Source organism: Variovorax sp. GW821-FHT09D04, assembly GCF_059416405.1.
Genome location: NZ_JBWKPA010000006.1, coordinates 212,981 through 233,838, shown reverse-complemented (window position 1 = coordinate 233,838; position 20,858 = coordinate 212,981). Strand labels below are relative to the sequence as shown.

19 protein-coding genes are annotated in these 20,858 nt (G+C 68.3%); 5 read left to right on the top strand and 14 right to left on the bottom strand.

The features are described from left to right. Window positions 1-213: 213 nt before the first annotated feature. From AC07O4_RS19940 to AC07O4_RS19910, 7 genes are read right to left on the bottom strand one after another with little or no spacing between them, the layout of a single operon-like run. Window positions 214-840 carry a DUF3299 domain-containing protein gene (locus AC07O4_RS19940; protein ID WP_495305436.1) on the bottom strand — a complete coding sequence of 209 codons (627 nt, stop codon included), beginning with the start codon at window positions 838-840 and terminating at the stop codon, window positions 214-216. A 2-nt stretch (window positions 841-842) separates the two neighbouring features. Continuing rightward, on the bottom strand, window positions 843-2,105 hold the full coding sequence (locus AC07O4_RS19935; RefSeq protein ID WP_495305435.1) for an ABC transporter permease: 1,263 nt from the start codon (window positions 2,103-2,105) through the stop codon (window positions 843-845). Next, window positions 2,102-2,848 carry an ABC transporter ATP-binding protein gene (locus AC07O4_RS19930; protein ID WP_095946849.1) on the bottom strand — a complete coding sequence of 249 codons (747 nt, stop codon included), beginning with the start codon at window positions 2,846-2,848 and terminating at the stop codon, window positions 2,102-2,104. The genes AC07O4_RS19935 and AC07O4_RS19930 overlap by 4 nt, the downstream gene beginning before the upstream one ends. Before the next feature lie 4 nt (window positions 2,849-2,852). After that, on the bottom strand, window positions 2,853-3,443 hold the full coding sequence (locus tag AC07O4_RS19925) for a DUF2796 domain-containing protein (protein ID WP_495305434.1): 591 nt from the start codon (window positions 3,441-3,443) through the stop codon (window positions 2,853-2,855). Continuing rightward, a complete protein-coding gene (locus AC07O4_RS19920) occupies window positions 3,440-4,348 on the bottom strand; it encodes a sulfurtransferase (protein WP_495305433.1) in 909 nt (302 codons plus the stop codon). Before AC07O4_RS19920 ends, AC07O4_RS19925 begins: the two co-directional genes overlap by 4 nt. A gap of 53 nt (window positions 4,349-4,401) precedes the next feature. After that, on the bottom strand, window positions 4,402-5,334 hold the full coding sequence (locus tag AC07O4_RS19915) for a DMT family transporter (RefSeq protein WP_070061818.1): 933 nt from the start codon (window positions 5,332-5,334) through the stop codon (window positions 4,402-4,404). A 58-nt stretch (window positions 5,335-5,392) separates the two neighbouring features. After that, window positions 5,393-6,538 (bottom strand): aromatic ring-hydroxylating oxygenase subunit alpha, encoded by a 1,146-nt coding sequence (locus AC07O4_RS19910; RefSeq protein WP_070061819.1) that lies wholly within the window; start codon window positions 6,536-6,538, stop codon window positions 5,393-5,395. 273 nt (window positions 6,539-6,811) lie between these two features. Between AC07O4_RS19910 and xseB the strand changes: the two genes are divergently transcribed. The 4 genes from xseB (at window position 6,812) to AC07O4_RS19890 (ending at window position 11,081) form a co-directional block, all read left to right on the top strand. Continuing rightward, window positions 6,812-7,078, top strand: coding sequence for an exodeoxyribonuclease VII small subunit (gene xseB / locus AC07O4_RS19905; RefSeq protein ID WP_062468817.1), 267 nt, complete (start codon window positions 6,812-6,814; stop codon window positions 7,076-7,078). A gap of 11 nt (window positions 7,079-7,089) precedes the next feature. After that, entirely contained in the window at window positions 7,090-8,004 is a 915-nt protein-coding gene (locus tag AC07O4_RS19900) for a polyprenyl synthetase family protein (RefSeq protein ID WP_495305432.1), read from the top strand. Between the two features lie 22 nt (window positions 8,005-8,026). Then, complete coding sequence (dxs, locus tag AC07O4_RS19895; RefSeq protein WP_159277877.1) at window positions 8,027-9,871, top strand: 1-deoxy-D-xylulose-5-phosphate synthase; 1,845 nt, start codon at window positions 8,027-8,029, stop codon at window positions 9,869-9,871. A gap of 130 nt (window positions 9,872-10,001) precedes the next feature. Further along, entirely contained in the window at window positions 10,002-11,081 is a 1,080-nt protein-coding gene (locus tag AC07O4_RS19890) for a TRAP transporter substrate-binding protein (protein WP_062468808.1), read from the top strand. 78 nt (window positions 11,082-11,159) lie between these two features. Here AC07O4_RS19890 and AC07O4_RS19885 read toward each other — a convergent pair whose 3' ends face one another. From AC07O4_RS19885 to AC07O4_RS19875, 3 genes are all read right to left on the bottom strand, one after another. Beyond that, complete coding sequence (locus AC07O4_RS19885) at window positions 11,160-11,681, bottom strand: hypothetical protein (protein ID WP_139701873.1); 522 nt, start codon at window positions 11,679-11,681, stop codon at window positions 11,160-11,162. Then, window positions 11,678-13,216 carry a TRAP transporter large permease gene (locus AC07O4_RS19880; protein WP_062468805.1) on the bottom strand — a complete coding sequence of 513 codons (1,539 nt, stop codon included), beginning with the start codon at window positions 13,214-13,216 and terminating at the stop codon, window positions 11,678-11,680. Before AC07O4_RS19880 ends, AC07O4_RS19885 begins: the two co-directional genes overlap by 4 nt. A 64-nt stretch (window positions 13,217-13,280) precedes the next feature. Beyond that, entirely contained in the window at window positions 13,281-13,820 is a 540-nt protein-coding gene (locus tag AC07O4_RS19875) for a TRAP transporter small permease subunit (RefSeq protein ID WP_070061823.1), read from the bottom strand. Between the two features lie 167 nt (window positions 13,821-13,987). Here AC07O4_RS19875 and AC07O4_RS19870 point away from each other — a divergent pair, with 167 nt between their 5' ends. Further along, window positions 13,988-15,280, top strand: a complete 1,293-nt coding sequence (locus tag AC07O4_RS19870) for an SUMF1/EgtB/PvdO family nonheme iron enzyme (RefSeq protein ID WP_495305431.1) — start codon at window positions 13,988-13,990, stop codon at window positions 15,278-15,280. Between the two features lie 6 nt (window positions 15,281-15,286). Here AC07O4_RS19870 and AC07O4_RS19865 read toward each other — a convergent pair whose 3' ends face one another. The 4 genes from AC07O4_RS19865 to AC07O4_RS19850 form a co-directional block, all read right to left on the bottom strand. Then, window positions 15,287-16,729 (bottom strand): MFS transporter, encoded by a 1,443-nt coding sequence (locus AC07O4_RS19865; RefSeq protein ID WP_495305430.1) that lies wholly within the window; start codon window positions 16,727-16,729, stop codon window positions 15,287-15,289. 78 nt (window positions 16,730-16,807) lie between these two features. Continuing rightward, entirely contained in the window at window positions 16,808-17,938 is a 1,131-nt protein-coding gene (locus AC07O4_RS19860; RefSeq protein ID WP_070061826.1) for a 2-aminoethylphosphonate--pyruvate transaminase, read from the bottom strand. A 51-nt stretch (window positions 17,939-17,989) separates the two neighbouring features. Continuing rightward, window positions 17,990-19,714, bottom strand: coding sequence for a putative 2-aminoethylphosphonate ABC transporter permease subunit (locus AC07O4_RS19855; RefSeq protein ID WP_495305429.1), 1,725 nt, complete (start codon window positions 19,712-19,714; stop codon window positions 17,990-17,992). Continuing rightward, entirely contained in the window at window positions 19,711-20,853 is a 1,143-nt protein-coding gene (locus AC07O4_RS19850; protein ID WP_487850175.1) for a putative 2-aminoethylphosphonate ABC transporter ATP-binding protein, read from the bottom strand. Before AC07O4_RS19850 ends, AC07O4_RS19855 begins: the two co-directional genes overlap by 4 nt. Window positions 20,854-20,858: the final 5 nt, after the last annotated feature.

Below are 20,858 nucleotides of genomic sequence, written 5' to 3'. Positions count from 1 at the left end.
AAGGGGGCGGTGGGGAGAGGGTGTCATCTGGCATGTCCTGAAGACGCCGGCAGGGTGCCCGGAACTCCTTCAACGGCGGGCCAGAGCAGGCGATGACACAGCCTGCGCCCCGGATGCAACGGTCTGTGTCGGCGGTGCGCCGCCTGTGCTGTCGGCGCAGGACCACGAGACCACCGGGCGACGTGGCGATCGCCCAGGGAAGAACCTCTGTCGTTACTTGGCGCCGCCCGAGTACTTGGTGACGCTGCTGGCCTTCACGTGGTACCCGCTCACGCCCATCATCGAGTCGTTGCGCAGCGTCTGCAGCTTGCCGGTGACCCACACGGTGTCCATGGCGCGGAACTTGGCGCCCTTTTGCGGAATGACGTGCAGGATCTGGTTGGCCGGCGGCGGCGGCGTGTGGATGCAGGCGCCGAAGTAGGGCACGAGCAGGAACTCGGTGACCTCGCCCTTGGCCTCTTCGAGCGGCACGATGAAGCCGGGGATCTTCACTTCCACGCCGTTGAGCGCGGGGTTGGTGGGCGCGTTGTTCGACACCTCCTGCATCTTCATCAGCAGCTCGTTGGCGCGCGGGTCACCGTCGTCGAGCGTGCTCAGGTCGATGCCCTTGAAGGCCTTGGCCGGGTCCCAGTCCTTGGGCACCAGCTCTTCCCAGCTGATCTGGCGCGGCTGGCCCGACGCGGCCTGCGGCGCGGTGGCGGCCGGCTTGCCGCCCAGCGGGTTGGTCGCGGTGGTGTCCTTCGGTGCGGGCTCGGCGGCCCAGGCGGCGGCTGCGAGGCCGGCGCCGGCCAGCAGCATCGACAAGGCGGTGAGCACGCGGGATGTGGAGGTCTTCGTCATGGTCAGATTCTCGGAGAAAGGCCGTCGGCCAGCGACAGGCGGTAGGCCCGGATGCCGGGCAGCAGGCTCGCGAGCCAGCCGGCGACCAGCAGGCTCGCCGTCAGCAGCCATTCGTTCAGTGTAGGTTCGGACAGGCTCAGCGTCAGCCCGAACTGCGCCTGCAGCCATGGCGAGAGCAGGGCGATGCCGAGCACCGCCATCGTCACGCCGAGCAGCACGCCCAGCACGGTGACCAATGCGCCTTCGAGCGCCAGCAGCGCCAGCACGTGGCGCAGGCCCGCGCCCACGGCGCGCAGCACGGCGAGTTCGCGGCGGCGTTCGTTCAGGCCCGCCATCACCACCGACACCAGCCCTGCCAGGCTCACGAGCGCGACCAGGGCCGACATCAGCAGCAGCGCGTTCTCGCCGATGCCGATCACGCTCCACAGCTCGTCGAGCGCCACGCCGGGCAGGATGGCCATCAGCGGTTCGCCGGTGTAGGTGGAAATCCAGCGCTGCACGCCGAACACGGCGGCGCGGTTCTTCAGGCCCACCAGCGCGGCCGTCACGTTCTTGGGCGTGAGGTCGAACTTGCGCACCTGCTCGGCGGGAATCTTCACGCCCGGCATCGGCGCGCCGCCCACCCATTCGAGGTGGATGGCCTCCATCGCGGCGAGGCCGATGTGCACCGTGCGGTCGACCGGCGTGCCGGTGCGCGCGAGCACACCCACCACGGTGAAGGGCTTGTCGGCATGCTCGGCCACGTTGAGTTCGCCGCTGCCGTGCGCCAGCGTGATCTTCTGGCCCACGTGGTAGCCCAGCTTGTCGGCCACCTCGGCGCCGACCACGGCATCGAACAGCGCGTCGAAGGGCTTGCCTTCGCGCAGCTTCAAGGTCTGGCGGTCGCCGTAGCGGAAGTGCGTGAAGTACTCGGGCGTGGTCGCGAGCACCGAGAAGCCGCGGTGCGAATCGCCGAGCGACAGCGGCACCACCCAGTCGACGCCGGGATGCGCCTGCAGCGCCTGCACGCTCTTCCACGAGATGTTGTTGGTGGCCGCGCCGATGCGGAACACCGAGTACAGCAGGAGTTGCGTGGAGCCGGTGCGCGCGCCCACGATGAGGTCGGTGCCCGAGACCGACGAGGCGAAGTTCTCGCGCAGCTCGGTGCGGATGCGCTCCACGCCCAGCAGCAGGAAGGTCGACAGCGCGATCGAGAGCACGGTGAGCGCGAGCGTGAAGCGGCGGTTCCAGGCGCTGCGCCATGCGATGGAAAACAAGGCTCTCATGCGTCCACCGCCATCGCGCTCGAGGCCGCACGGTTGATCTCCGGCAGCAGCACGTGCCGCGCGAAGCGTGGCGCGATGCGCTGGTCATGGCTCACGAACACGAGCGCGCTGTGGTTCACGGCGCAGGCCGTGAGCAGCACGTCGAGAAAGGCTTCGCGCCGGTCTTCGTCGAGCGCGGAGGTGGGCTCGTCGGCGATGACGACCTCGGGCTGGCCGATGAGCGCGCGCGCCGCGGCCACGCGCTGCTGCTGGCCCACGGACAGCTGCAGCGCCTGGCGCTTCCACAGCGCGCGGTCCAGGCCCATCTGGTCGAGCAGGTGCTCGGCCTCGTCGCGCGAGCTGCCGTTGCGCGCGGCCTGCGCCTCGCGCCGTGCCGAGAAGCGGCAGGGCAGCAGCACGTTGTCGAGCACGCTCAGGTAGGGCAGCAGGTTGAACTGCTGGAAGATGTAGCCCACGTGCGCCACGCGGGCGCGGTCGCGCTGCGTGCCCGAGAGCTTGGCCCAGTCGTGGCCCAGCAGCGTGACGCGGCCTTCGTCGGCCACCAGCACGCCGGCCAGCAGCGACAGCAGCGTGCTCTTGCCGCAGCCGCTCGGGCCGTGCAGGAACACGGACTCACCCGCCGTGATGCGCAGGGCCTCGATGTCGATGCAGGGTGTCTTCACGCCGGGCCAGGTGAAGCGCAGGGCTTCGGCGGCGAGCACGACGCGCAAGTGCGTGGTCTCGGCCTGCGGGAGGGTGCTCACGCTGTCACTTGCCCAGCGTCAGGCGGGAAGGCTGCGCCGCCTGCGCGCCGCTCGGGCGCTTCAGCTGGCGCTTGAACTGGCCTTGCGCGGTGGCGATCTGCACGTCGATCTGGCGTGCGCCCTTGAAGGCCGAGAACAGGTTCACGTCGATGAACTTCGCGGCGGCGGCCTGGGTGCAGTTGAAGGAGAAAGAGGCGTCGAGGTCGGCATGGCCGCTCGATTCGGCGGGGTCGGGGTTGCCCAGGCCGAGCGCGCCGGAGCGCAGGTCGACGGGGCCGAGCTTGCAGTTGGCGGCGGGGTCGATGGTGAAGAGCTTGTCGGCCGCGCGCAGCTGGGCGATGGCGGCCTCGACGGTCTTCTTCTCGGCGTCGGTCTTGGGCGCGCGCTCGAAGCCGACGATGTTGTCCAGCGGCGACTCCATGGCGATCACGATGGTGGGCCCGTCGATGGCCACGTCGAGCTTGAGCTGGCCGTGCACATGCGCGTGCTGTTGCTGGGCCTGTGCGGGAAGGGCGGCGGCCGCGAACAGCGCGGCGGCGGTCAGTGCGAAGCCGGAGGACGTGCGTCGAAGTCGGGTGTGCAGGGTGTGCATCATGGTTCTGCGCCTTGCCGGGTCGGCAGCCCCGGCGTGTTGCTCCATTCGCTCCAGCTGCCGGCATAGAGCGCGGTCGTCCCGAACCCCGCGATCTGCATCGCGAGCAGGTTGGGCACGGCGCTCACGCCGCTGCCGCACTGGTGGACGACGGTCGCCGCATCGCGCCCCGCGAGCAGCGCTTCGAACTCGGCGCGCAGTTGCGCGGCGGGCTTGAACTTGCCGTCGGGACCGATGTTGTCGGCGAAGGGCCGGTTCAGGGCCCCGGGGATGTGACCCGCGATCGGGTCCAGAGGTTCCACCTCGCCGCGGTAACGTGCACCGGCACGCGCGTCGATCAGGTTCTGGTCAGGCTGGCCGAGCCGGCGCACCACGGTGTCGGTGGTCACGAGCTTGGCGATCGGCTCGCCCTGTACGAAATTCGACTGGAAGCACGCCGGCTCTTCGCGGTCGGTCACTTCGCCGCCCGCGGCCTGCCAGGCCTGCAGGCCGCCGTCGAGCACGGCCACGGCGTCGTGGCCCATCCACTTGAGCATCCACCACAGGCGCCCGCAGTAGTTGGCGCCGTTGCGGTCGTAGACCACGGCCTGCATCGTGTTCGAGAAACCCACCGACGACAGCCAGGCCGCGAACTTCTCGCGGCTGGGCAGCGGATGGCGCCCACCCGAGGCGGGCACGCCGTCGTCCTGCGCCACCACCACGTCGCCGCGCGCGCCGGGCAGGCCATGCTTGGCGCTGAGGTCGGTGTCCAGGTTGGCGTACTGCGCGCCCGGGATGTGGGCGGCGGCATACAGCTGCGCGCCGGCCTCGGGCTTCATGAGGTCGAAGCTGCAGTCGAACACCATGAGGGGCGAGTCGCCCTCGCGCAGCTGCCTGAGTTGTTCGACGGAGATGAGGGTGGTGTACATGGCAAAAGCTCCTTCGAAAAATGGTTCGGCGATGGGTGCCGTGGCTGCTGCGTTCAGTGTTCCTCGGCCGGCGCCTTCGGCACGGCCCGCTGGCGCAGCACGGTGGCCGCGATGCCGCTGGCGATGATCAGCGCCATGCCGGCCCAGCCGGCCGCGTCGATGCGGTCGTCGAACAGCACCACGCTGTAGAAGGCCGCGAACACGATGCCCGAATATTGCAGGTTTGCCACCACCAGTGTGCCGGCCTGGGTCTTGGCGGTGGCGTAGGCGCGGGTCATGCACAGCTGTCCGAGGGCGGCCAAGAGGCCGATCGGCAGCAGCCACAGCGCATGCTGCCACGTCCACGAACTGCCGCCCGAAAACCCGGTCGCGGCCGTGGCGAAGGCGCCGGCCACGGCCGAGCCGACCGCGAAATAGAAGACCGTGCGCAGCTCGGGCTCGCCGATGCGCGACAGCGCCACCACCTGCATGTAGGCGAAGGCGGCCGTGACGCCCGACAGCAGGCCCAGCATGCCCGCGAAGCCGTCGCCGCCGCCCACCGTGGGCTTGAGCATGAGCACCACGCCGGCAAAGCCCGCGAGCACGGTCATCACCAGCGGGCCCTGCAGCGGCGGGCGCTCGATGCGGCCGTCGCGCCCGGGCACCGGCACCCAGGCCAGCAGCGCGCCGCCGACCAGGAAGGCCGCGACCCACACGCTGCTCATGTAGTTGAGCGTGACGGCGGTGGCCAGCGGCATGTGGGCGATGGCATAGAACCACGCACCGAGCGACACCACGCCGATGGTGCTGCGCCAGGCGTGCATGCCGGGGTACTTGGTGGCCAGCGAGGTGCCGCGGTTGCGCGCCAGCAGCCAGAGAAACACGATGCCGATGAGGCCGCGCCCCAGGACCATCTCACCGCTGTTGAACCATTGCGAGGCCACCTTCACGACCACGCTCATGGTGGCGAACAGAAAGGCCCCGAGCACCATCCACAGCGCTTGCATCGATTGACATCCAGATCAGAAAAAAGAAAGCCCCGGCGGGTGCGGGGCGGGGCGGCGTTCAGGCGCGTGGTTGTTGCATCGCGTTGCGGTACCACTCGTGGAACTGCTGCATGCCGTCTTCCATGGGGCTCTGGTAGGGGCCGGTCTCGTTGTCGCCGCGCAGCATGAGCGCGCGGCGGCCGGCGTCCATGCGCTCGGCGATCTCGTCGTCTTCCACGCAGGTCTCCATGTAGGCGGCCTGCTGGGCTTCGACGAACTCGCGCTCGAAGGCGACGATTTCCTCGGGGTAGAAGAACTCGACCATGTTGAGCGTCCTGGTCGGGCTCACCGGGTGCAGGGTCGACACGGTGAGCACGTGCGGGTACCACTCGATCATCACGTGCGGGTAGTAGGTGAGCCAGATCGCGCCGTACTTCGGCGGCTTGCCGTCTCGGTACTTGAGCAGCTGCTCCTGCCACTTCTGGTAGACCGGGCTGCCCGCGCGGCCCAGGCGGTTGGCCACGCCCACCGTCTGCACCGAGAACTCGGGCTTGAACTCCCAGCGCAGGTCGTCGCAGGTGACGAAGCTGCCCAGGCCGGGGTGGAACGGGCCGACGTGGTAGTCCTCGAGGTAGACCTCGATGAAGGTCTTCCAGTTGTAGTTGCACTCGTGCAGCTCGACGCGGTCGAGCGCGTAGCCCGAGAAGTCGAGGTCGGCCTGCGGGCCCAGGCCCGCCATATCGGCCGCCACGTCACGGCCGCTGCCGTCGGCGTTCTTCTCGAACAGAAGGCCGTTCCATTCGGTGAGCGGGTAGTTGTGCAGGTTCAGGCACGGGTCCTGGTCGAAATGCGGGGCGCCGATCAGCGTGCCGGTGGTGCGCGCATCTTTCGCGGCGTAGGTCCAGCGGTGCAGTGGGCAGACGATGTTGCCGCCGGTCTGGGCGTCGAGCTGGCCCCGGCCCTGCAGGATCAGGGCCTGGCGGTGGCGGCAGACGTTCGAGATGAGCTCCACGCCCTTGGGCGTGTGGACCAGCGCGCGGCCCTGGTGTTCCTGCGGCAGGGTGTGGAAGTCACCCGGCTCGGGCACGGCCAGTCGGTGCCCGACGTAGCGGGGCCCTCGCGCGAAAAGGTTCTGCATTTCGCGGGCGTACAAGGCCTCGTCGAAATACGCGGTAACTGGAAGTTGGCTCGCGGCCTGCTGCAGTTGAAGACTTAAATCAGACATGGAGGACCTGACCAAGCTCCCCACAGGGAGAAAAAAAGAAAAAAACGGAAGGCGCCGTCTGCAAGGGTGACGGCCCGAAGAGGTGTGCCGGTGCGGCCGGCGGGGGAAGCGGGAATTGTACCCGGGGGGCATTTTTGCGCCCGCCGGGTTTTTGCCTCGCATCCCCGGGCGTCATACAGGGTGTTGCAAAGGGTCGCGCGCGCGTGCGCAGGCTGCCCGGCGGTTCGTTGCGCCCCCGCCCTAAAATGTTCCGTTTCATCCACGATTCGTTGCATGCCCAAGGTGCCTTCTCCTTCCACGACCAGCCCGGCGGCCACGCCCGACACCGGGCCGCTGCCCGCCAGCTACGAAGCCGGGCTCCAGGAACTGGAACAACTGGTTGCAGAACTCGAATCGGGCCAGCTCCCGCTGGACCAGCTGCTGGGCAGCTACCAGCGCGGCGCCGCACTGCTCGGCTTCTGCCGCGACAAGCTGCAGGCGGTCGAGGACCAGATCAAGGTGCTCGACGCAGGCAGCCTCAAGCCCTGGACGGCCGAATGAGCGCCGTCCCGATGACCTCCACTGCCATCACCCCCTGGGACGCGAAGACGCTGGCCGGCTGGGCCGAGCCCCACCTGGCCGCGGTCGAAGCGGCGCTGTCGCGCTGGGTCGGTGTCGATGCGCCGGTGCTGCTGGGCGACGCCATGCGCTATGCCGTGCTCGACGGCGGCAAGCGGCTGCGGCCGCTGCTGGTGCTCGCGGCCAATGAAGCGGTCGGCGGCAACGCCCACGCCGCGCTGCGTGCGGCCTGCGCCACCGAACTCATCCACGCCTATTCGCTGGTGCACGACGACCTGCCGTGCATGGACAACGACGTGCTGCGCCGCGGCAAGCCCACCGTGCACGTGAAGTTCGGCGAAGCCGACGCGCTGCTCGCGGGCGACGCGCTGCAGGCGCTGGCCTTCGAGCTGCTCGCGCCCGAAGGCGACGAGGTGCCCGCGGCCATGCAGGCCCTGCTGTGCCGCCTGCTGGCGCGCGCGGCCGGCAGCCAGGGCATGGCCGGCGGCCAGGCCATCGACCTGGCCAGCGTCGGCATCGCACTGAACGAAACCCAGCTGCGCGAAATGCACCGCCTGAAGACCGGCGCGCTGCTGCAGGGCAGCGTCGAGATGGGCGCCGCCTGTGGCGCCGTGTCGCCGGCCGCGCTGGCGGCGCTGCGCGACTACGGCGCCGCCATCGGCCTGGCGTTCCAGGTGGTCGACGACATCCTCGACGTCACCGCCGACTCGCAAACCCTGGGCAAGACCGCCGGCAAGGACGCCGCGGCCGACAAGCCCACCTACGTGTCGCTGCTCGGCCTGGACGGCGCGCGCGCGCAGGCGAGCCAGCTTCTTGCCGACGCCATCGCCGCACTGAACAAGAGCGGCTTGGCCGACACCTCGGCACTGCGCGCCCTGGCCCACATGGTGGTCGACCGCGACCGCTGAGAAGAAAAAAGAACCCACCTCCATGGCTCCGCTGCTTCCCACTCTCCACGACCCTTCGCCGATCCGCCAGTACGACCGGGCCCAGCTCAAGCAGCTGTCCGACGAGGTGCGCGCCTGCGTGCTCGACAACGTCTCGCGCACCGGCGGCCACCTGAGCTCCAACCTCGGCACGGTCGAGCTGACGGTGGCGCTGCACCATGTGTTCAACACGCCGCACGACCGGCTGGTGTGGGACGTGGGCCACCAGACCTACCCGCACAAGATTCTCACGGGCCGGCGCGAGCGCATGCCCACGCTGCGCCAGCTCGGCGGCATCTCGGGCTTTCCGCAGCGCACCGAGAGCGAGTACGACACCTTCGGCACCGCCCATTCGTCGACCAGCATCTCGGCCGCGCTCGGCATGGCCATGGCCGCCAAGCAGAAGGGCGAGAAGCGCCATGCCGTGGCCATCATCGGCGACGGCGCGCTCACGGCCGGCATGGCCTTCGAGGCGCTCAACAACGCGGGCGTGTGCGACTGCAAGCTGCTGGTCATCCTGAACGACAACGACATGTCGATCAGCCCGCCGGTGGGCGCGCTCAACCGCTACCTCGCGCAGCTCATGAGCGGCAACTTCTACGCCGCCGCCAAGAGCGTCGGCAAGAGCGTGCTGCGCAATGCGCCGCCGCTGTTCGAGCTGGCCAAGCGGCTGGAGCAGCATGCCAAGGGCATGGTCGTGCCGGCCACGCTGTTCGAGCAGTTCGGCTTCAACTACGTCGGTCCCATCGACGGCCACGACATCGACTCGCTGGTGCCTACGCTCGAGAACCTCAAGCACCTGGACGGCCCGCAGTTCCTGCACGTGGTCACGAAAAAAGGGCAGGGCTACAAGCTCGCCGAGGCTGACCCGGTGGCCTACCACGGCCCGGGCAAGTTCGATCCGCAGGTGGGACTGGTCAAGTCGACCACGGCCGCCAAGCAGACCTTCACGCAGGTCTTCGGCCAGTGGCTGTGCGACACGGCCGCGCACGACGGCCGCCTCGTGGGCATCACGCCCGCGATGCGCGAAGGCTCGGGGCTCGTGGAGTTCGAGAAGCGCTTTCCTGATCGCTACTACGACGTCGGCATCGCCGAGCAGCACGCGGTCACGTTCGCGGCCGGCCTGGCCTGCGAGGGCCTGAAGCCCGTGGTGGCGATCTACTCGACCTTCCTGCAGCGCGCCTACGACCAGCTGATCCACGACGTGGCGATCCAGAACCTGCCCGTGGTGTTCGCGCTCGACCGCGCGGGCCTCGTGGGCGCCGACGGCGCGACGCATGCAGGCGCGTACGACATCCCGTTCCTGCGCTGCATTCCCAACATGAGCATCGCCTGCCCGGCCGACGAGCGCGAGTGCCGCCAGCTGCTGACGAGCGCCTACGAACAGAACCATCCGGTGGCCGTGCGCTACCCGCGCGGCGCGGGCGCCGGCACCACGCCGCACCTCACGCTCGACGCGCTGCCCTTCGGCAAGGGCGAGGTCCGCCGCGAAGGCCAACGCATCGCCATCCTCGCGTTCGGCACCTTGCTGTACCCGGCGCTCACCGCGGCCGAGTCGCTCGACGCCACCGTGGTCAACATGCGCTGGGCCAAGCCGCTCGACGTCGAACTGCTGCTGCAGGTCGCGGGCACGCACGACGCGCTTGTCACGCTCGAAGAGGGCGCCATCATGGGCGGCGCGGGCAGTGCGGTGGTCGAGGCCCTGCAGGCCGCCGGCGTCCAGAAGCCGGTGCTGCAACTGGGCCTGCCCGACCGCTTCATCGAGCACGGCGATCCGGCCAAGCTGCTCGCATCGATCGGCCTCGATGCCGACGGCATTGCCGCCGCGATCAAGAAACGCTTCGTTTGACAAGAGGTCGCAGGGTAAACCCCCGCCGGCCACCTGTAAGCGCGTTTTTACAATCAAAAGGACTCACAAAAGTCCCTGACGCGGTCACAAGCCGCGTTTTGTTTTTTCCAAAGCACTCGGAGTGAATTCAATGGATCGTCGTTCCCTCATCAAAAACGCCGGCATCGCGGGCGTTCTGGCTGCCGGCATCGCGCCCGCGGTTCACGCGCAAGCCACCGTTCGCTGGCGTCTCGCATCGAGCTTCCCCAAGTCGCTGGACACCATCTTCGGCACCGCCGAGGTGTTCTCGAAGAGCGTGAGCGACATGACGGGCGGCAAGTTCCAGATCTCCGTGCACGCGGGCGGCGAGCTGATGCCCGCCTTCGGCGTGGTCGACGGCATCCAGAGCGGCGCGGTCGAAATGGCGCACACGGCGCCTTACTACTTCTACGGCAAGGACCCGACCTTCTGCCTGGGTTGCGCCGTGCCTTTCGGCATGAACACCCGCCAGCAGAACGCCTGGATGTACGAAGGCAACGGCCTGAAGCTGATGCGCGCCTTCTACGCCAAGTACAACATCATCAACCTGCCGGGCGGCAACACGGGCGCGCAGATGGGCGGCTGGTTCCGCAAGGAAATCAAGTCGGTCGCCGACCTGAAGGGCCTGAAGTTCCGCACCAACCCGTTCGCCGGCAAGGTGCTCGAGCCCTTCGGCGTGATCCCGCAATCGATCCCCGGCGCCGACCTGTACCCCGCGCTCGAAAAGGGCACGCTCGACGGTCTCGAATGGGTCGGCCCGTACGACGACCAGAAGCTGGGCTTCAACAAGATCGCCCCGTTCTACTACTACCCCGGCTGGTGGGAAGGCGGCCCCGAGCTCGACTTCTACATCAACACCAAGGCATGGGAAAGCCTGTCGGCCGATTTCAAGGCAGTGGTCGAAGCGGCTGCCGCGCACGCCAACATCACGATGACGGCCAAGTACGACGCCAAGAACCCGATCGCGCTCAAGCAGCTCGTGGGCTCGGGCACCAAGCTGCGTCCGTTCTCGCAGGACGTGATGAACGCCGCCTTCAAGTCGGCCCAGCAGATCTACTCGGACCTGAACAACAGCAACCCCGAGTGGAAGAAGATCTACAGCGACTGGTCCAAGTTCCTGGCCGACCAGAACGCCTGGTTCCGCTACACCGAAGGCACCTTCGACCGCTTCATGCAACAGCAGAAGCTGTAAGTAAGGCACGCGGCGCCGCAACCCGGCGCTTCGCACCTCACAAGAAAAAAAGCCCCGCCGGTTTCGGCGGGGCTTTTTTCATTTGGACGCGGGGTCGGGGTCGGGGGAGGGCGGCGGCGCGGAGGGCAGCGTGCGCATCGCCACCTGTTCGCCGAACGCGATCAGCACCTGCGGGTCGTAGGCATGGAACCAGGTGATGCCGCCGAAGCGCCGGCGCACCAGCAGGCGCGGTGCGATCACGCGCTCGAGCATGCGGATGTGCACCAGCTTGAGCTGCGCCACGTCCTGCGCGCTCACGCGCTTGTTCCACAGCCAGGTCTGCGTCAGCACGTCGCCTTCGAGGCGGGTGCGGCTGTAGACGATCCAGTAGCCGACCCAGATCACGCACAGGCCCGCCACACCGAAGACAAAGAGGCTGGTGGCCGACCAGCTGGTGGTGCGCAGCGACGGCAGGCTCCACAGCGCGAAGGCGAAGAGATCGACCACCAGCACCACCGCCAGCGTGCGCAGCAGCGGCGGGAAGGCGGCGCTTTCGAGCGGGCCGCCTTCTGTCGTCGCGGGGTGGTCGTTCGGGGCGTCGCCGGGGCGGGCGTCGCTCACGGCTTGGAAGCTTCGCCCGCCGCCGGGGCCGCCGGCGCCGGCGTTTCCTCGGGCGTCTTCTGGTTGCCGAACGGGTCTTCCATGTTCACGCCGTTGTCGGTGGCGGGCGGCGCATTCGGGTCCACCGGCATGTCGAGGTTGACCTTGTCGATGTCGACGACCTTTTCCTTCTCGAGGAACACGGTCACCGTCTGCGGGAAGAAGATCACGATGGCCACCAGCAGCAGCTGCATCACGACCCAGGGCACGGCGCCCAGGTAGATGTCGCGCGACTCCACCTTCTTGGGCAGCGCCCCGTTCTTGAACAAGGTGTCGGCGATGCCCCGCAAGTAGAACAGCGCGAAGCCGAACGGCGGGTGCATGAACGAGGTCTGCATGTTCACGCACAGCAGCACGCCGAACCACACCATGTCGATGCCCAGCTTGTGGGCCACGGGGCCCAGCAGCGGCAGGATGATGAAGGCGATCTCGAAGAAGTCGAGGAAGAACGCCAGGAAGAACACGAAGATGTTGACCGCGATCAGGAAGCCGATCTGGCCGCCCGGCAGGCCCGAGAGCATGTGCTCGATCCACTTGGCACCGTCCACGCCCTGGAACACCAGCGAAAACACGCGCGAGCCGATCAGGATGAACACCACCATCGCCGTGAGGCGCATGGTGCCTTCCATCGCGTCCTTCATCAGCGCCCAGTTCAGGCGCCGGTGAATGAGCGCCAGCACCAGCGCGCCCACCGCGCCCATGGCGCCGGCCTCGGTCGGCGTGGCGATGGCCTTGTCCATGAAGGGCAGGCCGCCCATCGAACCGAGCACCGCGAAGATCAGGATGGCCGAGGGGATGATGCCGCGCAGGCACTTGCCCCACAGCGCCCAGCCGTGCAGCGTGCGCGCCGTGGCGGGCAGGCCGGGCACGTAGTGCGGGCGGATGCGCGAGACCAGGAAGGTGTAGATCGCGAAGATCACCACCTGCAGGATCGACGGACCCCAGGCGCCCTTGTACATCTGGCCGACGTCGGTGCCGAGCTGGTCGGCCATGACGATCAGCACCAGCGAAGGCGGCACCAGCTGCGTGATGGTTCCCGAGGCGGCGAGCACGCCGGTCGAGTAACGCATGTTGTAGCCGTAGCGCATCATGACCGGCAGCGAGATCATCGCCATCGCGATCACCTGGCCGGCCACCGTGCCGGTGATGGCGCCGAGGATGAAGCCCACGATGATCACCGAGTAGCCCAGGCCGCCGCGGATCGGGCCGAAGAGTTGGCCCATCGAGTCGAGCATGTCCTCGGCGAGCCCGCATTTTTCTAACACCGCCCCCATGAGCGTGAAGAACGGAATGGCCAGCAGCGTCTCGTTCGACAGGATGCCGAACACGTTGAGCGGCAGGTTGGCCATGAAGCCGGCCGGGAACCAGCCCATCTCGATGGCGAAGAAGCCGCAGATCAGGCCGAGGGCCGAGAGCGAAAACGCGACCGGAAACCCGATCAGCATGATCACCACGAGCCCCGCGAACATGATCGGGGCGAAATTTTCCATGTGCATGATGTCTACGTGTCCTGCTGTGCGGGAAAGGTCGGGGCGGTCTGGCGAAGCGCGACGAACGCCATCACTGCACCGGCTTCTCGTAGTGCGTGTTCATCTCGATCAGTCCGCGCAGGTAGGCGATGCGCTTGATGATCTCGGCGACACCTTGCAGGAACATCGTGCAGAAACCCACGGGCATCAGCAGCGCGGCGGGCCAGCGGATCAGCCCGCCGATGTTGCCCGACATCTCGCCCGACACCCAGGTGTTCCAGAAGAACGGCCAGGTGAGGTAGGTCAGCAGGCCCATCACCGGCAGCAGGAAGAAGGTCAGGCCGAACAGGTCGACATACACCGGCCCGTGGCCCTTGAGCTTGCCGTAGATGATGTCCACGCGCACATGCTCGTTGAAGCGCAGCACCACCGGCGCACCGAGCATCACGGTGGCGGCGAACAAGTACCACTGGATCTCGAGGAAGGCGTTGTTGCTGAAGTCGAAGCCGTACCGGACGAAGGCGTTGGCGGCCGAGATGAGCGATGCGGCCAGGACCGCATAGCCGGCAAATTTGCCGAGTTTTTCGCTGACCCAGTCCATGACGGCCGCGAATTTGAGGAATACAGACAAGGGGTGTCTCCCGCGAAGCCCAAGGTGAAGCGCCGGCCCCTGGTGGGGGCTGCGCGCAAAGCCCGCAATGGTATCTCGGTGAACCTTAGTATTGCCTTGACACAAACTCGGGTTTACCCGGAATCCGCGTCGGCAGAGGGCCTGTCGGGCGGTCGCCATAATGGCCCATGTCTTCGAGCCCGCCGCCTTCGACGCCCTTCGGTGCGGCGAGCCCGCCCCTGTCGATCGACTCGCCCGACATGCGCCGCGCCGGCCGCGACCTGCTCTCGCTGGCCCTCATCGACGCGCGCAACCACACGCTGCACCTGCTGTCCCTGTTCGAACAGGCGCTGGGCGAAGCCATGCGCGTGCCGCCGCAGCCGGGCGTGGTGCCGCCGGTCTGGCTGGCGGGCCACATCGGCTGGTTCGCCGAATGGTGGATCGGGCGCAACACCCAGCGCGCCTTCGGCATCGACTGCCCCGTGCGCCCCACGCGGCTGGCCGCCATCGACCCCGACGCCGACGACTGGTGGAACCCGGCCCAGGGCGCGGCCGATCGCTGCTGGTCGCCCGACCTGCCGGGCCTGGGCCAGACCAAGGCCTACCTGCTCGAAACCCTCGAAAGCACGCTCGAGCTGCTCGAGAACGCCGCCGAGACCGACGCGGGTCTGTACTTCTACCGGCTCGCGCTCTTCCATGAAGACCTGCGCGGCGAGCAGCTCGTGGTGCTGGCGCAGACGCTGGGCCTGCCGCTGAACATCGAGCAGCCGCCCACCGCCGTCACGCGCGAGCCGCTGCTGCTGCCGGCCACGCGCTGGGAGCTCGGCCTGCCCGAGCACAGCGGCTTCCTGTTCGCGCAAGAGGGCGCGGCGCACCGCGTCGACGTGCCCGAGTTCGAGATCGACGCCCAGCCCGTCACCTGGGACCAGTACATCGAGTTCGTCGACGACGGCGGCTACGACCGCGAGGAACTGTGGCACAGCGACGGCTGGCGCTGGCTCGCCGCGCAGACCGAAGGCCGGCGCGGGCCGCGCCATGTGGAGCAGATCGGCGTGTCGCGCAACGGCACGGGTGGCTCGGTGCTGCAGCAGCGCTTCGGCGTCACCGTGCGCGCGGCCGGGCACCACAGCGCCGTGCACCTGAGCTGGTGGGAGGCCGACGCCTGGGCGCGCTGGGCCGGCCGCCGTATCGCGACCGAGGTCGAATGGGAAATCGCCGCCCACACGGCCGTACGGCGCGGCTTTCGCTGGGCCGATGTGCACGAGTGGACCGCAGGCACGCTGCAGCCCTGGCCGGGCTTCCGGGCCGATCCGTGGAGCGCCGGTGGCGAGTTCGATCCGGTGGCCGCCTTCGGCCGCGCGCGCGTGCTGCGCGGCGCCTCGTTCGCGACGCGTGCGCGCCTGCGCTCGCCGCGCCGTCGTGGCTTTGCGCTTCCCGATGCCGACGACGGCTTCTTCGGCTTTCGCACCTGCGCGCTGTAGCCGCCTTCAGGGCCGCTCGCTGCCAGCCTCCGACGACAGCGGCGGCGCTACTTCCTCCAGCGGCTTGCGTTCCGCATCGGCCGCGTAGCGCAGCGCCAGCAGCCCCGCGACGATGACCAGCACGGCACCGATCAGGTAGCCCACCATCACCGCGCCGCGGCTGCCGGTCTCGATCAGCATCCCGAACAGCACCGGCGCCGCGAAGCCGCCCGCGCCCATGCCGATGGCATAGAAGATCGCGATGGCCATGGCGCGCATCTCCAGCGGGAACACCTCGCTCACCGTCAGGTAGGCCGAGCTGGCCGCCGCCGAGGCCAGGAAGAACACCGCTGACCAGCACAGCGCCTGGCTGCGCGCGTCGAGCCAGCCCTGCATGAAGGCCCAGCCCGTGAGCGCCAGGCCCACGCCGGCCAGCACATAGGTCAGCGCGATCATCCGGCGCCGGCCCACGCTGTCGAACAGCGGCCCCAGCAGCAGCGGCCCGAGCACGTTGCCCAGCGCGAACGGAAAGATGTACAGCGCCACGCGGCCTTCGGCCACGCCGTAGAAGCGCGTGAGCACCAGCGCGTAGGTGAAGAAGATCGCGTTGTAGAAAAACGCCTGCGACACCATCAGCGCCGTCGCCACCACGCTGCGCGCCGGGTAGCGCCGCAGCAGCACGCGCGCCACCTCGCGCATCGACGGGCTGTTCTGGCGCGCGGCGGTGTACATGACGTGGCCCTGCGCGGCGGGCAGCGGGCCGTGCTGCACTTCGACTTCGCGCTCGATGCCCGCGACGATGCGCTCGGCCTCATCCGCGCGTCCGTGCGCGATGAGCCAGCGCGGGCTCTCGGGCACATGGCGGCGCACCAGCAGGATCGCCACCGCCAGCACCGCGCCCAGCGCAAAGCCCGCGCGCCAGCCCCACACCGGGCCGATCACGCGCGCATCGAGCAGCACCAGGCTCAGCGCCGCGCCGAGCGCCGCACCGATCCAGAAGCTGCCGTTGATCGCGAGGTTGACGCGCCCGCGCACGCGCGCCGGAATGAGTTCGTCGATGGCCGAGTTGATGGCCGCGTACTCGCCGCCGATGCCCAGCCCGGTGACGAAGCGGCACAGCGCGAAGAAGGCGAAGTTGGGGGAGAAGGCCGTGGCCAGCGTGCCCAGCGTGTAGACCACGAGCGTGAGCAGGAAGAGCTTCTTGCGACCGAGCCGGTCGGTGAGCCGGCCGAAGACCAGCGCGCCGATCACCGCGCCCGCGATGTAGATCGAGCCCGACCAGCCGATCTCCGCGGCCGTGAGCCCGAGCGTGTCGGGCCGCTCCAGCACCGCGCCGATGGAGCCCACCAGCGTGACCTCGAGGCCGTCGAGGATCCAGGCCACGCCCAGCGCGATCACCACGCGCCAGTGCCAGCGCGACCACGGCAGGCGGTCCAGGCGGGCAGGGATGTCGCTGCGCAGAACCGTCATGCGGGGCATTATGCGAAGCGCATCACCCCCTGCGTTGTAGGACCGGCGCTGCAATGCGCCGGTCTGCCCAGAGGTTCTTCAGGCCGCGACGGCCGCCGTCACCTGCCGGATGCCCATGGCTTTCAGCGTGTCGGCAATGGCCGCGACCGCGCCCGGGATGCCCGCGTCGCCGAAGTGCCCCATGCAGCCCACGCGGAAGGTCTCGACCTGCGTCAGCTTGCCGGGGTAGAGGATGTAGCCGCGCTTCTTCACCTCCTGGTAGAAGGTCTTGAAGTCGTAGTTGGCATCGTCCGGCGCATGGAAGGTGACGATGATCGGCGCCTGGATGGCCGGGTCGAGAAAAGGCCGGAAGCCCAGCGTGGCGAGGCCGTCGACCAGCGCCTTGCAGTTGCGCGTGTAGCGCCCGCCGCGCGCGGGCAGGCCACCCTCCTCGATGTACTGCGCGATGGCGGTGTCGAGCGCGGCCACCACGTGCGTGGGCGGCGTGAAGCGCCACTGCGTGGTCTTCTCCATGTAGACCCACTGGTCGTACAGGTCCATGCTCAGCGAGTGGCAGTTGCCTTCGCACTTTTCGAGCGTGCTGCGCTTGATGACCACGAAGCCCATGCCCGGCACGCCTTCGAGGCACTTGCCCGAGGCGGCGACCACGGCGTCGAAGGGCGTCTTGCGCGCGTCGATCTCCAGCGCGCCGAAGGAGCTCATCGCATCGATGATCAGGCCGCGCCCATGCTTGGCGACGACCAGTGCGATCTCGTGCAGCGGATTGAGCACGCCGGCGCCGGTTTCGCAGTGCACCACCGCGACGTGCGTGATGCTCGGGTCGGCTGCGAGTGCGCGGTCGACGTCGGCGGGCGAGACCTGCTTCTCTTCGGTGTAGTCGATGGTGGTGAGCTTGCGGCCCAGCACCTTGCAGATCTTGGCCAGGCGCTGGCAGTAGGCGCCGTTGCTCGGCACCAGCACGTGGCCGTTGCGCGGCACGATCGTGCCGATGGCCGCTTCGACCGAGAAGGTGCCGCTGCCTTGCAAGGGCACGCATTCGTGGGTGCCCGTGCCGTGCACGATGTTGAGCACCTCCTTGCGGATGCGCGCCGTGATCTGGTTGAAGTCGGCGTCCCATGAACCCCAGTCGCGCAGCATCGCTTGGCGGGTGCGGTCCGAGGTGGTCAGGGGGCCGGGCGTGAGCAGGATGGGGTGGGCGGCTTGACTCATGGTGTCTCCAGGCAGGGAAAGGAAATGAGGGGCGAGAGGTAAAGGGTTCGTTCAGCCGCGGCCGAGGTTGCGCCAGGCCTGCGTGCGTGCGAGCAGCACGCGCGTGAGCAGCGCGTAGGCGATGCACACCAGCGTCGAGGTGACGACGATCAGGCTGGCCAGCGCGGCGGCCGGGCCGATGTCGCCGGCGTCGTCCAGGTGCATGATCGCGACCGACGCGAGGATGGTCTCCGGCGTGTACAGGAAGATGGCGCACGACAGGCTGGCCATCGACACCACGAAGAAGTAGCGCCCGATGTCCAGGATGGCCGGCAGGCACACCGGCACCGTCACGCGCAGGAAGGTCTTGAAGAACGGCACCTTCAGCGAGGCCGACACGGCCTCGAACTCGTTGTCGATCTGCTTGAGCGCCGTCACCGCCGTGAGGTGGCTCGAGGTGTAGTAGTGCACCACCATCGAGATGACCAGGATCGCCATCGTCTGGTACAAAAAGTTCAGCGGGTTGGCCGGATGGTTGAAGAACATCACGTAGCCCAGGCCCAGCACCAGGCCCGGCACCGCCATCGACAGCACCGCCATCAGGTGCATGCCCTTGCGCATGAGGCCCAGGTTGCGCGTCTTCTCGATCAGGTAGGCGCCCACGAACACGATGAGCGAGCCGGCCACGGCAGTGACCATGGCCACGAGCAGGCTGTTGCCGTAGGCGGCGGCCATGTCGCTTTCCACCAGCACGAAGTGGTAGTGCTTGAGCGTGAACGACAGGTCGTAGGGCCACAGCGAGATCGCCGAGGTGTAGATCGCCATGCCGATGGTCGCCAGCAGCAGGCTGCAGACCACGGTGCAGAACAGCGTGAGCAGTGCATCGGCCACCTTGCGCGGCTTGGGTGTGTAGGGCACCGAGCGCGCCGTGAGCTGCGCCTTCAGCTTGCGCCGCACCACGTAGTCGATGACGAACGAGATGATCGACGGAATGAGCAGCAGCATGCCCACCACCGCACCGATGGAGAAGTTGTGCTGGCCCACCACCTGCTTGAACACGTCGACCGACAGCACGTTGAAGTTGCCGCCGATGACCTTGGGTGCGCCGAAGTCGCTCACCACGTAGGTGAAGACCACGGTGGCCGCGCTGATCAGGCCGTACTTGCACGAGGGCAGGGTGATCGTCATGAACTGGCGCAGGGGCCGCGTGCGCAGGGCAGTGGCCGCTTCGTACAGCCGGCCGTCGGCCAGCGACAGCGCGGTGACCAGGATCATCAGCGCGTGCGGAAAGGTGTTGTAGACCTCGGCCAGGATGATCCCGGGCGCGCCGTAGATCGAGGCGCCGCCCAGCAGGAACTTGAGTGCGCCCTGGTTGCCGAACCACTGCACGAACGAAATGGCCGACAGCAGCGAGGGCGCGAGCAGCGGAATGAGCGCGATGAGCCGGAACACTGCCTTCAGCGGCGCCGGCATGCGGCTGCGCGTGAGCGCGTAGGCGAACACGAAGGCCGTGGGCACCGAGATCATCACCACCGCGGCCGATACCCACACCGAGTTCCAGGCCGCGCGCAGCAGGCTCGGCGTCTGGAAGTAGGTGATGAAGTGGGCCAGGCCGACGAAGCGGCCGTTCTTGTCCTGCACCGCGTGGGCCAGGATGGTCAGCAGCGGCGCGATGAGGAACACGAACAGCATCGCCATCACCACGAGCAGGATGGCGCGCGCGATGGTCTCGTCGCGGCTCCAGCGCAGGGCGGGGCGTGCAGCGAGCACAGGCCGGGGATGTGCCAGCGTGTTCATGGCTTCGACGTGCGCGCGGCAAAGGCGCGGATGCGGTTGGCGCGCAGCGCGATGTCGATCGTGTTGCCTTCGCGGATGTCCAGGTCGTGCAGCTGGTTGAGCGAGAAGTGCAGGCCCAGCGTCTGGCCGTGCAGCGCGTCGGCCGTGACTTCGGCAATGCACAGGCCGCCCAGGAACTCGACCTTCGTGACCTTGGCCTGCAGGCGGTTGGGCGTGTCGTCGCGCAGGTGTTCCACCGCGCGGTCTTCGGGCCGCAGGTACAGGTTGACCGCGTCGCCGGGCTCGAAGGCGCCGTCGCAGGCGTCGCACTGCAGTTCCATGTCGCCGACCTGGAAGCGCTGGTTGCCCAGCGCCATCGCGCGCAGCACGTTGACCTTGCCCACGAAGTCGGCCACGAAGGGCGTGGCCGGCTGCTCGTAGATTTCCATCGGCGTGCCGACCTGCTCGATCACGCCGTGGTTCATCACCACGATGCGGTCGGCCATCGAGAGCGCTTCTTCCTGGTCGTGCGTGACCATGATGGTCGTGATGCCGACCTGCTTCTGCAGCCGGCGGATCTCGCCGCGCAGGCGGATGCGCTCCAGCGCGTCGAGTGCCGACAGTGGCTCGTCCAGCAACAGCAGGCCGGGCCGCGTGGCCAGCGCGCGGGCCAGGGCCACGCGCTGCTGCTGGCCGCCCGAGAGCTGGCTCGGGTACTTGGCGCCCGAGGTCGGCAGGCCGACCAGCTTCAGCAGCTCGTCGACGCGCGCCTTGATCTCGCCCCGCTTCGCACGGCTGTTGACGAGGCCGTAGCCCACGTTCTCGGCGATCGACAGGTTGGGAAAGAGCGCGTACGACTGGAACACGATGCCGTAGTCGCGCTTGTCCGGCGAGAGCCACGAGACGTCCTTGCCGTTCTGCAGGATCTGCCCGGCGGTCTGCGTCTCCAGGCCCGCGATGATGCGCAGCAGCGTGGTCTTGCCGCAGCCCGAGGGGCCGAGAAAGCACAGCATCTCGCCCGGGTTCACGCGCAGGTGCACGTCGCGCAGCGCGCTGAAGGTCTCGAAGTCCTTGCGAACGCCGACGATCTCGAGGGCCGCGGGCGGGGCCGAGGTGGGAGTCAACTGGCTGGCGATGAAGCGGGTGTCGGTCATGTCCATTTTTC